This window comes from Neorhizobium sp. LMR1-1-1.1 (assembly GCF_040675795.1).
Classification (GTDB): domain Bacteria; phylum Pseudomonadota; class Alphaproteobacteria; order Rhizobiales; family Rhizobiaceae; genus Neorhizobium; species Neorhizobium cellulosilyticum.
Window position 1 is genome coordinate 117,085 of the sequence record NZ_JBEGHE010000069.1, and the last position, 13,138, is coordinate 130,222.

Sequence of the window (13,138 nt, forward strand, 5' to 3'; positions counted from 1 at the left end):
CTAGTTTTCCACCAGCCAGCTGGAGACCTGCTCCAGGGTTTTGCGCTCCTGGTCCGCCTCCATCGAAAAGGCCGGGCGCAGGTCGGCGCCCGGCATATGGGCGCGCAGCACGTCGATACTGTTGCCCAGCCCATATCCCCCATGGGTGATGAAGGGAATGACTACTTTGCCGGAGAGGTTATGGGCGCGAAGGAACGAGCGGATCACCGGCGGGGCGGTCATGCCCCAGATCGGCATGCCCAGATAGACGGTATCGTAGCGACCGATATCGGCAACGAAATGCCCGAGCGGCGGCAGATATTGCGACTGCGTTTCGCGGCGTGCCTGTTCGACAGTCGCTTCGTAGTCCTCCGGATAGGGCGTCTCCGTCTTGATCTCGAACTGTGTCGCATCCATGGCCCGCCTGATCTGGCGGGCGATGACGGCGGTGTTTCCCGTTCGCGAATAATAGGCGACGAGGATGCGCCCCGCTTCAGCAGGGCGCTGTTCGGCCGATGTCTCAGATGCTGCCAGCACCAGGCCGGCGGCAGTCAGCGGCAGAGCCTTCAGCAGGTTTCTTCTCGGCAATTCGGTTCCCATGATCGGCTGCCTCCGGCTCCCGGTTTCGTCAGTCTATGGCACCGGCCGTGGCGTAATCCTCGTCGGAAACCTTCTCCATCCAGGTGACGACACTGCCGTTTTCCGCCTCGGCCACGGCGAAATGTGTCATGGCTTCATCGGCGGACGCGCCATGCCAATGTTTCAGATGCGGCGGGATCCAGACGACATCACCGGGACCGACCGTTTCGACCGGGCCGCCTTCCTTCTGCACCCAGCCCTTGCCGGAGGTGATGAAAAGCGTCTGTCCGAGAGGATGGGTATGCCATGCGGTGCGCGCGCCGGCCGAGAAGGAAACGGTTGCGCCACTGATGCGCGCCGGATCGGTGCCCTTGTAGTGGCCGGCAACGCTCACTTCTCCGGTGAAATAGGCGTCCGGCCCGGGGCCGGAATTGCTGTTGGCGCGTGTGACCTGAAGGTCCATGTCTGCTCCTTGGGATTTGACTTGTGTCGGCTTTGCTTGAGCCGCAGCGTTACGGCTATCGAAGACCGCCTTCAGCACAGGGACTGCGGACATGGCGCGTGGCCAGCCTGCATAAAAGGCGACATGGGTTATCGCTTCGGATGCCTCGGAAGCGCTCAGGCCGTTATCCATCGCGCGGTTGGCGTGAAATGGCAGCTGTTCCGGCTGGCCGATCGCCACGAGTGCGACCATGGTAATCAGGCTTCGGTCGCGGGCGGAAATATCCGGCCTCTGCCAGAGATCACCGAACAGCACGCGGTTGGTCAGGTCGGCAAGGGCAGGGGCAGTCGGAGCGACCGCCGTATTGACCGTCGCGGTACGGGCAGCTTCCGCCGCCGCTTCAAGTTCGATGCGTGCGGCATCGCTGTTTCTCACCGGCGCGATATTGCGTTCACCGAAGACCTGGGCGACTTCCTGCACCGCTGAAATCGAATTGGGCCAGCCGGAATAAAGCGCGAGTTGGGTGATCAGTTCACCGATCTCCTCGGGCTTTACACCGTTATCGAGCGCGCGCCGCACATGGCTGCCGATCTGTGCCGACTTGCCGGTGGAAACGAGAACCGCGACCGTCACGAGGCTGCGGTCGCGGGGCGCAAGTTCGGTTCGCTCCCACACCTCGCCGAAGAGGACGCTATCGGTGAAATGGCCAAGCCCCGGTGCAACGTCATAGACCGCCGGCGGAGCGACGCGCCGCCGTTCCTCCTGGGCTTCGACGCCTGTGACGGCGAGCGTGGACATGGCGATGCTGGCGGCGATGTTCTTCATCCGGATTTTCCTCTTCATACGGTGTCGGTTGGCCAAAAGCGCGGATTTCCCGCCCTTGATGTGGGCCGGAATTGCCGCAGGATTAGATGGTTGAAACCGATTGGGCCTATGCGACGGGTTCATGAATGGTCGGCCGGTCGCGCCATCGATATCGGCGACGCGACCGGTCTCTTTTTAGAAGCGCAGGAGTTTTAGAAACGCAGCAGTGTCTTGATCGCCCGGCGCTCGTCCATCGCCCTGTATCCCTCCGCCACGTCGGCCAAAGGCAGTTCGAGGTCGAAAACCTTGCCGGGATTGATCGTGCGGTCGAGAACCAGATCCATCAGATAGGGTAGGAAGCGGCGCACCGGGGCGGGGCCGCCAAGCAGGCTCTTCTGCTGGAAGAACAGGTTCTGGCCGTCGAATGTCACGCCATGCGGAACACCGACAAAGCCGATCTTGCCGCCCGGACGGGCGCAGGCGAGCGCCTGGGACATGGATTCCTGCGTTCCGACGCATTCCAGAACGGAAGCAGCACCTACGCCCTCGGTCAGTTCCTTGATGCGGGCCACGCCTGCGTCACCACGTTCAGAAACGATATCGGTTGCGCCGAATTCCATCGCCAGATCCTGGCGGGTCTTGTGGCGGCTCATCGCGATGATGCGTTCGGCACCCATCTGTCTGGCGGCGAGAACGCCCATCAGGCCGACAGCGCCGTCACCCACGACGACGGCGGTCGATCCCTCCTGGACGCCTGCCGCGTCGGCCGCATACCAGCCGGTCCCCAGCACGTCGGAGGTGGCAAGAAGGCTCGGGATCAGATCGTCGGCGGGCAGGTCGGCGGTTGCGACAAGCGTTCCGTCGGCCAGAGGCACGCGGGCATAGGGCGCCTGAGCGCCGGTCATGAACTCGCGCTGCTCGCAGGACGACTGGAAACCGAAGCGGCAATGCGGGCAGGTATTGTCCGAGAGGCAGAAGGAGCCGACGACGAACTGACCCGGCTTGACGTTTCTGACCGCACCGCCGACTTCAACCACCACGCCGCAATATTCATGGCCCATGGAGAGCGGTGCGGTGACTTCGTTGGCGCCGCGATAGGGCCACAGATCCGATCCGCAGATGCAGGATGCCGACAGTTTGATGATGGCATCCGTCGGCTTGAGGATCTTCGGTTCGGAGACTTCCTCGCAGCGAACGTCGCCGGGACCATGGAGAATTGTCGCAAGCATTATGTGCTTCCTTCTGATTTCAACTTTGTTGTCGGGAACGGATGAGAGGTTTGATCAGTCCTTCGAAGATGTCGAGATGACGAGCCAGGCGCAGAGTGCTGCACCTGTCGCCATCACCGCGATCACCCAGCCCATCGGCCAGGGCGTGCCGTCCGCAAGAGCGCCGACCAATCCCGACCCGGCAATGCCGCTGCCATATTGAATGGCGCCGACAAGCGCCGAAACCGAGCCGGCCTGTTCGGGGTAATCGGCCATCGCACCGGCGATCGAATTGGCGACGACGAAGCCGGTGACGGAAACGAAAGCCAGAAGCGGCAGGAAAAGCCCCCATAATCCGCCGAAATCGAAATAGGAATTTATCGCAAGGACGATGCCCGAGAGCATCGCAAAACCCGTACCACCTGCCAGAATCCGGTTCATGCCGAAGCGATGGACGAGCCGCGCGTTGATCAGGTTGGTGATGACGATGCCGATGATGCCTGAACCGAAAAGCAGCCCGTAATATTCGGCCGGAACCTTGTGGTAGGTGATGAAGGCGAACGGGGTTCCGGCGATATAGGCATACATGCCCGAGTAGAAGAAGGCGCCCGTACCGGCATAACCGATGATCTTCTTATGGGTGAGCAGGTTCGCGTAACGACGGAATGCTCCTGTCAGTGGCTCCGTACTCCGCCGCTCGGCCGGCAATGTTTCCGGCAAGGTGAAAAGACCTACGAGCGCCAAAGGCCCGAGCAGTACCAGCACCCAGAATATTGCGCGCCAACCGGCGATGGCCGCGATCTGGCTGCCGAGGATGGGCCCCAGCAACGGGGCGATTGCCATCACGGCAATCAGCGTGGAGAGCATCTGTGCGGCGCGCGCACCTTGATAAAGATCACGGACGATGGCACGTGACAGAACCACACCCGCACAGGCGCCTATCGCCTGCAGGATGCGCCACAGAATGATCTCCTCAACGCTTGCCGAGAGCGCACAGCCGATCGAACCGATGACGAACAGGACAAGGCCGATCGCGACCGGGAGCCTCCGTCCGTATTTGTCGCTCAGGGCTCCCCATAAAAGCTGTCCAAGGCTGAAGCCGATCAGGAAGCCTGAAATGGTGAACTCGACACTGCCTGCATCGGCGCCCAGCTGATCGGCCATTTCCGGCATCGCCGGCAGATAAAAATCGGTCGGGATCGACGCAAAGCCCATCAATGCGCTGAGGATGGCGAGCACCTGCCAGCGCTGCGTGTGCGGTGTGGGGGCGCTGTCGATGATGGTATCCGCCGAACAGAGCTGAGTTTGGGATGGCATGAGGGTGTGGGTGTCCTGTTGCCGGATAAGTGCCAGCGCCCGGCAGGGCATGCTGCTCCTGCCGGCCTGAAATAATGCGGGAATGTTAGAGACCGGTCGTCCTGAGCAGATGTTCGGGATAACGCTCACCCTCGATCCGGATCTCGGCGGCGGCTTTTTCTATCCGTGCAAGCTCACCCGATGTCAGTTCGACATCCGCGGCTGCTAGGTTCTCTTCGAGCCGGTGCAGCTTGGTGGTACCGGGGATCGGAACGATCCATGGCTTCTGCGCCAAAAGCCATGCAAGCGCGATCTGGGCAGGCGTACCACCCTTTTCATCGGCAATCGTCTTCAAAAGATCGACCAGCGCCTGGTTTTTCTCCATCGCCTCCGGCGTGAAACGCGGCAGGATATTGCGGAAATCGCCTTCGCCGAGCTTCGTATCCTTGTTCATAGCGCCGGTGAGGAACCCCTTGCCGAGCGGGCTGTAGGGAACGAGGCCGATGCCGAGTTCCTCGCAGGTCTCAAGAATGCCGTTGGTCTCGACACCGCGGGTCCACAGCGAATACTCGTTCTGCAGCACGGTGACCGGCTGCACCGCATGGGCGCGGCGCACGGTGTTGGCGCCCGGTTCCGACATGCCGAAATGCTTGACCTTGCCCTCGGTAATCAGGTCTTTCACCGTGCCGGCGACATCCTCGATCGGCACATTGGGATCGACGCGATGCTGATAGAGCAGATCGATCACCTCGACGCCGAGGCGCTTCAGGCTGCCTTCGACGGCTTGCCTGATATGCGCCGGCTGGCTGTTCAGGCCGGACTGCTTGCCGTCGACGAAGTTGAAGGCAAACTTGGTGGCGATGACGACCTGATCGCGGAAAGGCTTCAATGCCTCGCCGACCATTTCCTCGTTGGTAAAGGGGCCGTAGACCTCAGCCGTGTCGAAAAACGTTACGCCGCGTTCGACCGCCTGACGGATCAGGGTGATGCCTTCCTCTTTGCTGACCTTGTTGGCATAACCAAAATCCAGCCCCATGCAGCCAAAACCGAGTGCCGACACTTCAAGGCCGGCCTTTCCGAGGACGCGCTTTTTCATATCCTGTCTCCATTCACGGACAATAACGAGCGGGTGTCTTCCGGCCAGTTTTCGCTGGCGATCACCTCACCGTGGATGGAGATGTAAACCTTAAGCAGTCATTCTATTAGGCGCTGGATACGGCATGAACTTATGCTTAAAATTCATGAATTGGCTCGAAGCCAGGTCATGCCGCAGCTCGCTCGCCGTAGATGATAAATGTGATTGTCGAGCCTCACCGCTTATTCAGATAGGTTCCTGCCCAACAGGCGATAAGCGCTATCCGTATCGGTAATCACGGTGGTCGCCAGGCCTGCACGGAGGCACGCAGTCAAAATCGCCCTCTTATGCGCTCCTCCAGACGCAATGATCCGTGTTGGAATTCGGCGATAATCGTCGATCGATGGAGATATGACCTGCCGGTTCAAGGGGTGATCAATCTCCTGGCCATTACCATCGAGATATCGTCCCAGAAGATCGCCGACAGCACCGGCATCCGTCAATTTCCCAACATCGGTACCAGTGGGCAGGCCGTATCGAACCTGAAGCGATTCCGGTGAAATGTCGCCGATGCTGAGGATAGAGACATCTACCGCGGTTGCTTCTTGAAGCAGGCTCTGGAACACCGTCTGCGCAACGATCGTGTCACGCGAAGCCGGATCGTCCGCATAGATCGGTGCTGCCAGATAGTGACATTCCGCATTCATGACCTTGGCGAAGCGCCGCACGATTTCGAACGTGTTGATTTCCGAGCCGCGCGTCAAGCCACCCATCATCGATCGAACCTTGACGTTCGGTACATTCGCCGGCGCCATATGGTGGACGGTCTCGCGTAGCGTTGCGCCCCAACCGACCCCAAGTGACGCCGGCTCGCTTGCCTGGATCAGTCGCTCCAGAAACATTGCAGCCGCGCGACCGATCACGGTCGCCATCTGTTTTTTGTCCTCGGGAGTCGGAACGATGACCACGTCAGTCAGGCCAAATCGCTGCCGCAGCTCAGCCTCCAGCTCGATGTTTTCGGTCAGTGGAGAGTTGAAGCTGATCTTGACGACACCCTGATCAAGCGCTGCTGAGAGCAGCTCGTTGACCTTGCGGCGTGTGAGCAGCATCCGCTCGGCAATCTGCGCCTGCGTCAATCCTTCCACGTGATAGAGCCACGACGCTCTTACCATGAGCTGCTGATTGGACATGTTGCCTCCCGCCCAAATGTCACATCAGCGTAACATTTGTAACCTAGAGCTACGCGAAGTCGGCGGGGCGGTAAAGCGGCTTTCATCAACCACAGCCTCCTGACGAAATTTTGTCTGTCGATTTCCATGCGACGCCCGACGCCGAGGTCCTCCCGACCGGCGAAGGCGTCCGCGCGCCCATATCGTTCATTTGGTTCAACAGGAGAGATCCATGCTTTCTATCAACCGTCGCCATGCGCTGGGACTGATGTCTGCTGCGGCCGGCACCATCATCCTGCCACGCATGTCGTTCAGCCAGGGTGCACGTCCGTCGATCACGATCGCCGTACAGAAGATCACCAACAACAACACGCTCGATGTTTGGAATGAACAGTCCAACGTCGGCGAACGCGTGTTCTTCCCTAACCTCTGGGAAGGCCTGATTAACCGTGACTGGATGGGCAATCAGGGTCCGGTTGCGGGTCTGGCCACCGAATGGAAGCGTATTGACGACAAGACGCTGGAACTGAAGCTGCGCCAGGGTGTGAAGTTCCATAACGGCGACGAGCTGACCGCCGAAGATGTTGCCTTCTCCTTCTCGAAGGAGCGCGTGTTCGGCAATACCGAACCGGTCGGCGGCAAGACCATCTTTGAAGCCGAGAACAAGCCGACCACGGTCAAGGAACTGCCGGCGATTGTTCCGGGCGTTGCCCGTCGCCTGTGGCCGGCACTCACCGGCGTCGAAGTGGTGGACAAGTACACTGTCCGTTTCCACAATGCGACGCCGGACGTGACGCTTGAAGGCCGTCTTTATTCCTTCGGCAGCCAGATCACCAGCCGCCGTTCCTGGGATGAAGCCAAAAGCTATACTGACTGGGCGCGCAAGCCGATCACCACCGGCCCTTACATGGTTGGCGAATACAAGCCGGACGTCTCGCTGACGCTGGTTGCCTTCGATGAATACTGGGGTGGTCGTCCGCCGCTGCAGCAGATCCGTTTCGTCGAGGTTCCGGAAGTGGCGTCCCGCGTCAACGGCCTTCTGTCGGGCGAATATGACTTTGCCTGCGACCTGCCGCCGGATCAGATTGCCACGGTCAAGGCTGCTCCCGGCCTTGAAGTGCAGAGCTCAACGATCTGGAACCATCGCGTTTCTACTTTCAATACCCAGAACCCCATTCTGGCAAACCCGCTGGTTCGCCGCGCCATGACCCATTCGATCGATCGCCAGGCGATCGTTGAGGCACTCTGGGCCGGTCAGACCGTGGTTCCTGCCGGCCTGCAGTTCGAATCCTTCAAGACCTCGAACATGTTCGTCGAAGGCTGGGCAGCACCGGAGTACAATCCGGATCTCGCCAAGAAGCTTCTCAAGGAAGCCAACTACAAGGGTGATGCGATCCCCTATCGCCTGCTCAACAACTACTACACCAACCAGACTGCCAATGCGCAGATCATGGTTGAGATGTGGAAGCAGGTCGGTCTCAATGTCGAGATCCAGATGAAGGAAAACTGGGCGCAGATCCACGACCCGGCAGGCGTCAAGGGTGTACGTGACTGGTCGGCTTCGAACACGATCAACGATCCGATCACCCCGCTTGTCGTCCAGTTCGGCCCGAACGGTGAAGCCCAGCAGAAGAAGGACTGGAGCAACGAGGAGCTGAACAAGCTCTCCGTCGTCATGGAAACCTCCACCGATCGCGATCTTCGCAAGAAAGCAATCACCCGCATGCTGGAAATCGCCGAACGTGAAGACCCTGCCTATCAGGTCCTGCACCAGAACGCCGTCTTCACCGGCATGAAGTCCTCGCTGAAGTGGAAGGCCGCCCCGGCTTTCGCCATGGATTTCCGCACTGGTAACTGGAACGCCTCCTAACCGTTCGATATCGCGCGCCGGCCGCCCCCAGCGGCCGGCGTCTTCTATTGCTGAAATGGAGATGAGCTCCGATGGTTTCCAACAACCTCGTGGAACTGCGCGACCTGAAGGTTGCTTTTGACGGTATCCAGGTGCTGCACGGTATTGATCTCACGGTCGGCCGTGGTGAGGCGATCGGCCTTGTCGGCGAATCCGGGTGTGGCAAGTCGGTCACATGGCTTGCAGCACTCGGTTTGCTCCCGGGCAAGGCAACGGTTGCTGGTTCGGTGCGCGTTGACGGGCAGGAGATCCTCGGCACCCCGCGCAGCGTGCTCGAAAGTGTGCGCGGCAAACGGATCGCGATGATCTTTCAGGATCCATCTAGCTCGCTCAATCCCGTTCTGAAGATCGGCCGTCAGATTACCGAAGCGCTCGTCCTTCACCGTGCCTTGACCGGCCAGGCGGCAAAGGCCGAAGCGCTGCGGCTGATGGACATGGTCGGTATTCCCGATGCACGCCGGCGTTTTGATCTTTTTCCGCATGAATTTTCCGGCGGCCAGTGTCAGCGCCTGATGATCGCCATGGCGCTTGCCGGCGAACCTGACCTGCTGGTGGCTGATGAGCCGACCACGGCACTCGACGCGACCATTCAGGCGCAGATTCTTGACCTCCTGATCGAGCTTCGCGCCGAAACCGGCATGGCGACGATTTTCATCAGCCATGATCTCGGTGCCGTTTCCCAGGTCTGCGAACGCGCCTGCGTCATGTATGCCGGCCGCATCGTCGAACAGGGCACGATCGAGGCACTGTTCGACAATCCGCGCCATCCCTATACGCGTGGCCTGTTCGATGCCATTCCACGGCTTGATGGTCCGCGCGAACGGCTGATCCCCATTCCGGGCACCGTTCCCCATCCACGCGATCTGCCGGAAGGCTGCGCCTTCTCGCCACGATGCTCGCATGCTGCCATAGACTGTCGCAGCCGCAGGCCTGCTCTCTCTCCGATGGATGATGGCCGCCTTCTTTCCTGTTTTCACCCGGTCAACCAGACCTCCGATCTGGCGACTGTTGCGGCAAGCCGCGTTGCGGAGGCCGTATCGTGATTTCCCATACTGCGAATGCCCCTTTGATTGAAGCGAAAGATCTGGTCAGGACCTATGAGGTTCGCCAAGGCATGTTCGGCAAGGCGACGCCGGTGCGCGCCGTTGATGGCATCAATCTCACTGTCATGCCGGGCGAAACGCTTGGCGTGGTCGGCGAATCCGGTTCAGGCAAGTCGACACTTGGGCGCATGTTGCTCGGCATCGACCCGTCGCAGGAAGGTGAGACCTTTTTTGAAGGCACGCCGATGCCGAAGCTCGGCACGCCGGAATGGCGCGCGTTACGGGCCAGGATGCAGCTCGTCTATCAGGACCCGCTCGCTGCTCTCGATCGGCGGCTGACGATAGCAGAGCAGATCGGTGAGCCGCTTGCGATCCACAAGCTGGTGCCGAAGGAACATCGCGGGACCCGCGTGGCCGAACTGATGACCGCCGTGGGCCTGCGTCCCGATCAGGCGGATCGTTATCCGCATGAGCTTTCCGGCGGACAGCGCCAGCGCGTCGTGATTGCCCGTGCGCTCGCCTCGCGCCCGAAACTTCTCGTCTGCGACGAACCGGTTTCGGCGTTGGATGTGTCGATCCAGGCGCAGGTCGTCAACATGCTGCGCGACCTACAGGAAAAGAACGGCATCGCCATGGTGTTCATCAGTCATGACCTGAAGGTGGTGCGCAACATGGCTGACCGGGTTGCGGTCATGTATCTGGGACGGATCGTCGAAGAAGCCTCGTCCGATGTCATTTTCTCAGCACCGCTGCATCCCTACACCAAGGCTCTGGTGTCCAGCGTGCCGGTGCCGGGAAAACCTCTCAAAGGGCGCGTGATCCTGCAGGGCGAGCCGCCGAACCCGGCCAATCGTCCGTCCGGATGTGCCTTTCATCCTCGCTGTCCGCTGGCGACCGATATCTGCCGCACAAGCGTGCCTCAGCTCCGTCAGGTTGCAGATGGCCGCACTGCCGCCTGCCATCTGGTGGTCGGCGCCGATCAGCCTGTTGCTGCATAAGGAGCGCCAGAGACATGTTGCGTTTTGCCTCCATCCGTCTTCTCCGCGCGATGATTACCATTCTGGCGGTCCTGACCTTCGCCTTCGTGGTCCTGCGCATGTCCGGTGATCCGGCGCAGGTCATGCTCGGGCCTGACGTGCCGCAGGAATCCGTCGATGCCTTCCGCAAGGCCTGGGGTCTCGATCAGCCGCTCTGGATCCAGTATCTCGCCTATATCAAGGCGATCTTTACCGGCGATTTCGGTGTATCGATGCGCGACAAGGCGTCTGCCATGCAGCTGGTCATCGATCGAATTCCCGCCACCCTGCAGCTCACCATTCCGGCGCTGTTCCTTAAGGTCGTGATCGGCATTCCGGCCGGCGTCTACGCCGCGCTGCATCGCCAGAGCGCCGTCGATCGCGGCGTCATCCTGGCTGCCATCTTCGGCTTCACCATTCCGTCCTTCGTCATGGGCCTGCTTTTGGTGCTGATCTTCTCGATCACGCTCGGCCTGCTCCCCTCCGGCGGACAGGACACCTGGCAGCACGGCATTCTGCCGACACTGACGATGAGCATCGGTGGCATCGGGATCCTCGCCCGTTTCTCGCGCAGCGCGATGATCGAAGTGATGAGCCAGCCTTACATCCGCACGGCCTCGGCCAAGGGCATGGCATGGCAGGATGTCGTCTGGCGTCATGCGCTTCCCAATGCCGCCGTGCCGATCGTCACCATTGTCGGCTTCATGGTCGGCTCGCTGATCGCCGGTGCGGTCGTGGTGGAATCGATCTTCTCTTGGCCCGGCATCGGCCGCCTTCTGGTCGTCTCGGTCACCAACCGCGATCTTGCCGTCGTTCAGTGCATTCTCTTGATGATCGCCGCCACCATGGTCGTGTCCAACCTGATCGTCGACCTGCTCTATGGCTGGCTCGACCCGCGGCTTCGTGCCCAAAGCGCCCATTAAGGAGAGACGGACATGACCATCGTCGATACATCCCGTCAGCCGGCCTCCGAACTGCCCTTCTTCATCCGCTTCATCAAGCAGGTGCGCAAACTGCCTTTCTCCGTCGGTTTCGGTATCGCATGGCTCGTTGCCATGGTGCTCGTCGCCTTCCTCGCCGACCTGATCCGTCCCTATGGCATTACCGCCATGGATTTACGTGCGCGTCTGTCGCTGCCCGGCAATCCGGCGCATCTTCTGGGAACCGATGAGCTCGGGCGTGATGTCTTGTCCCGCCTCATCCAGTCGATCCGCGTGTCGCTCGCCATTGCCTTCGGCGCAACCATCATCTCGGCTGTCTTCGGAACGGCGCTTGGTTTTGCCGCCGCAAAGTTCCGCGGTGCGGTCGAACATATCGTTCTGGTCCTAGCCGATTTCCAGGCAGCCTTACCGTTTCTCATCATGTCGCTTGCGGTTCTGGCCTTCTTCGGTTCGTCCATGCCGCTTCTGATCGGCCTGATGGGTTTCTACGGCTGGGAGCGTTACGCCCGCATTGCCCGCGGTCTGGCGATCTCGGCAAGCGCGCAAGGATATGCCGCGGCAGTCGTGCAGCTCGGTGCGACGCCGACCCGGGTCTACATGAAGCACATCCTGCCCAACGTCGCCTCGACGCTGATCGTCTCGATGACGCTGACTTTTCCGGAAATCATCTTGATGGAAAGCGGGCTTTCCTTCCTCGGGCTCGGCGTTCAGCCGCCGGAAACCAGCCTCGGAAACATGGTGGGCTTTGGCCGCGAATATCTCACGCGTGCGCCATGGATCATGCTTGCCCCCGCCTTCGTCATCATGATGACGACGCTCTCCATCTCGCTGGTCGGCGACTGGCTGCGCGACAAGCTCGATCCGACACTTCGATAATCTCTTCCGTTTCATTCAAGGATTTTCTCATGACTAGAACCAAGATCACCGGCCACCGCGGCGCCCGTAATCTGTGGCCGGAAAACTCACTGACCGGCTTTCGCAACGTGCTGGCGCTTGGTGTCGACGCGATCGAATTCGACGTGCACCTCACCGATGCCGGCGAACTGGTCGTTATCCATGACGCGACGCTGGAGCGCACCACAGACAAGTCCGGCCTCGTACGTCATCTGACGCCGCAGTCGCGCACCGAGACGCATCTCGAAGCGACGGCAGATACGGTGCCGACGCTTGCTGAAGTGCTGGCCATTCTGGTCGATGCCGGTGAGCGTCAGCTGCATGTCGAGATCAAGTCCGATGAAGCGAAGAATCCCTATCCCGGTATCACCGAAAAGGTGGTCGCCGAGATCGAACGTTTCGGCCTCGCTCACCGCTGCCACCTGACCTCGTTCGATGTGTGGGTACTGGAGGAATGCCGCCGCGTGGCGCCGAAGGTCGAGCGCCTCGTTTCGGTGAATGCGGAATGGGCAGCCAAACAGGGCGGCCTTTCAAGCTTCATCGATAATGTCGATGGCCTCGTCGATATCGTCGCCATTCACCACGAGCTGATGGCGGCCGAGTGGGACCTCATCACCTCCAAGCTGCCGCTCGATCGTCTCTGTGTCTGGACTCTGAATGACGAGGCACTGATCCGGCCGTGGCTGGAGCGTGGCATCGGTCACCTGACTTCCGACAGTCCCGATCTCGCGCTGACCCTGCGCGGAAAAATCCAATCACAATCCGAACCTGTCTGAAGAGGAA

At 60.5% G+C, this 13,138-nt stretch carries 12 protein-coding genes; 6 read left to right on the forward strand and 6 right to left on the reverse strand.

What is annotated here, in order from left to right; translation table 11 throughout:
- The 6 genes from MRBLMR1_RS27520 to MRBLMR1_RS27545 form a co-directional block, all read right to left on the reverse strand.
- Positions 1–579, reverse strand: a complete 579-nt coding sequence (locus MRBLMR1_RS27520; RefSeq protein WP_148144544.1) for a flavodoxin — start codon at positions 577–579, stop codon at positions 1–3.
- A 28-nt stretch (positions 580–607) separates the two neighbouring features.
- Positions 608–1,825, reverse strand: a complete 1,218-nt coding sequence (locus MRBLMR1_RS27525; protein WP_148144545.1) for a (R)-mandelonitrile lyase — start codon at positions 1,823–1,825, stop codon at positions 608–610.
- A gap of 191 nt (positions 1,826–2,016) precedes the next feature.
- Entirely contained in the window at positions 2,017–3,033 is a 1,017-nt protein-coding gene (locus MRBLMR1_RS27530; protein ID WP_183685427.1) for a zinc-dependent alcohol dehydrogenase family protein, read from the reverse strand.
- 54 nt (positions 3,034–3,087) lie between these two features.
- Positions 3,088–4,329 carry a multidrug effflux MFS transporter gene (locus MRBLMR1_RS27535; protein ID WP_500066992.1) on the reverse strand — a complete coding sequence of 414 codons (1,242 nt, stop codon included), beginning with the start codon at positions 4,327–4,329 and terminating at the stop codon, positions 3,088–3,090.
- 85 nt (positions 4,330–4,414) lie between these two features.
- The gene (locus tag MRBLMR1_RS27540; protein ID WP_148144548.1) at positions 4,415–5,404 is read right to left on the reverse strand and encodes an aldo/keto reductase; all 990 of its coding nucleotides are present in this window, start codon (positions 5,402–5,404) and stop codon (positions 4,415–4,417) included.
- A gap of 221 nt (positions 5,405–5,625) precedes the next feature.
- A complete protein-coding gene (locus MRBLMR1_RS27545) occupies positions 5,626–6,573 on the reverse strand; it encodes a sugar-binding transcriptional regulator (RefSeq protein ID WP_148144549.1) in 948 nt (315 codons plus the stop codon).
- Between the two features lie 211 nt (positions 6,574–6,784).
- Here MRBLMR1_RS27545 and MRBLMR1_RS27550 point away from each other — a divergent pair, with 211 nt between their 5' ends.
- The 6 genes from MRBLMR1_RS27550 (at position 6,785) to MRBLMR1_RS27575 (ending at position 13,131) form a co-directional block, all read left to right on the forward strand.
- The gene (locus MRBLMR1_RS27550) at positions 6,785–8,422 is read left to right on the forward strand and encodes an ABC transporter substrate-binding protein (RefSeq protein ID WP_500066993.1); all 1,638 of its coding nucleotides are present in this window, start codon (positions 6,785–6,787) and stop codon (positions 8,420–8,422) included.
- A 71-nt stretch (positions 8,423–8,493) separates the two neighbouring features.
- Entirely contained in the window at positions 8,494–9,504 is a 1,011-nt protein-coding gene (locus MRBLMR1_RS27555; RefSeq protein ID WP_500066994.1) for an ABC transporter ATP-binding protein, read from the forward strand.
- A gap of 71 nt (positions 9,505–9,575) precedes the next feature.
- Positions 9,576–10,502, forward strand: a complete 927-nt coding sequence (locus MRBLMR1_RS27560) for an ABC transporter ATP-binding protein (RefSeq protein ID WP_500067046.1) — start codon at positions 9,576–9,578, stop codon at positions 10,500–10,502.
- Between the two features lie 14 nt (positions 10,503–10,516).
- Positions 10,517–11,443 carry an ABC transporter permease gene (locus MRBLMR1_RS27565; protein ID WP_148144552.1) on the forward strand — a complete coding sequence of 309 codons (927 nt, stop codon included), beginning with the start codon at positions 10,517–10,519 and terminating at the stop codon, positions 11,441–11,443.
- Between the two features lie 12 nt (positions 11,444–11,455).
- A complete protein-coding gene (locus MRBLMR1_RS27570) occupies positions 11,456–12,337 on the forward strand; it encodes an ABC transporter permease (RefSeq protein WP_500066995.1) in 882 nt (293 codons plus the stop codon).
- 29 nt (positions 12,338–12,366) lie between these two features.
- On the forward strand, positions 12,367–13,131 hold the full coding sequence (locus MRBLMR1_RS27575; protein WP_500066996.1) for a glycerophosphodiester phosphodiesterase family protein: 765 nt from the start codon (positions 12,367–12,369) through the stop codon (positions 13,129–13,131).
- The last annotated feature ends 7 nt before the right edge of the window (positions 13,132–13,138 follow it).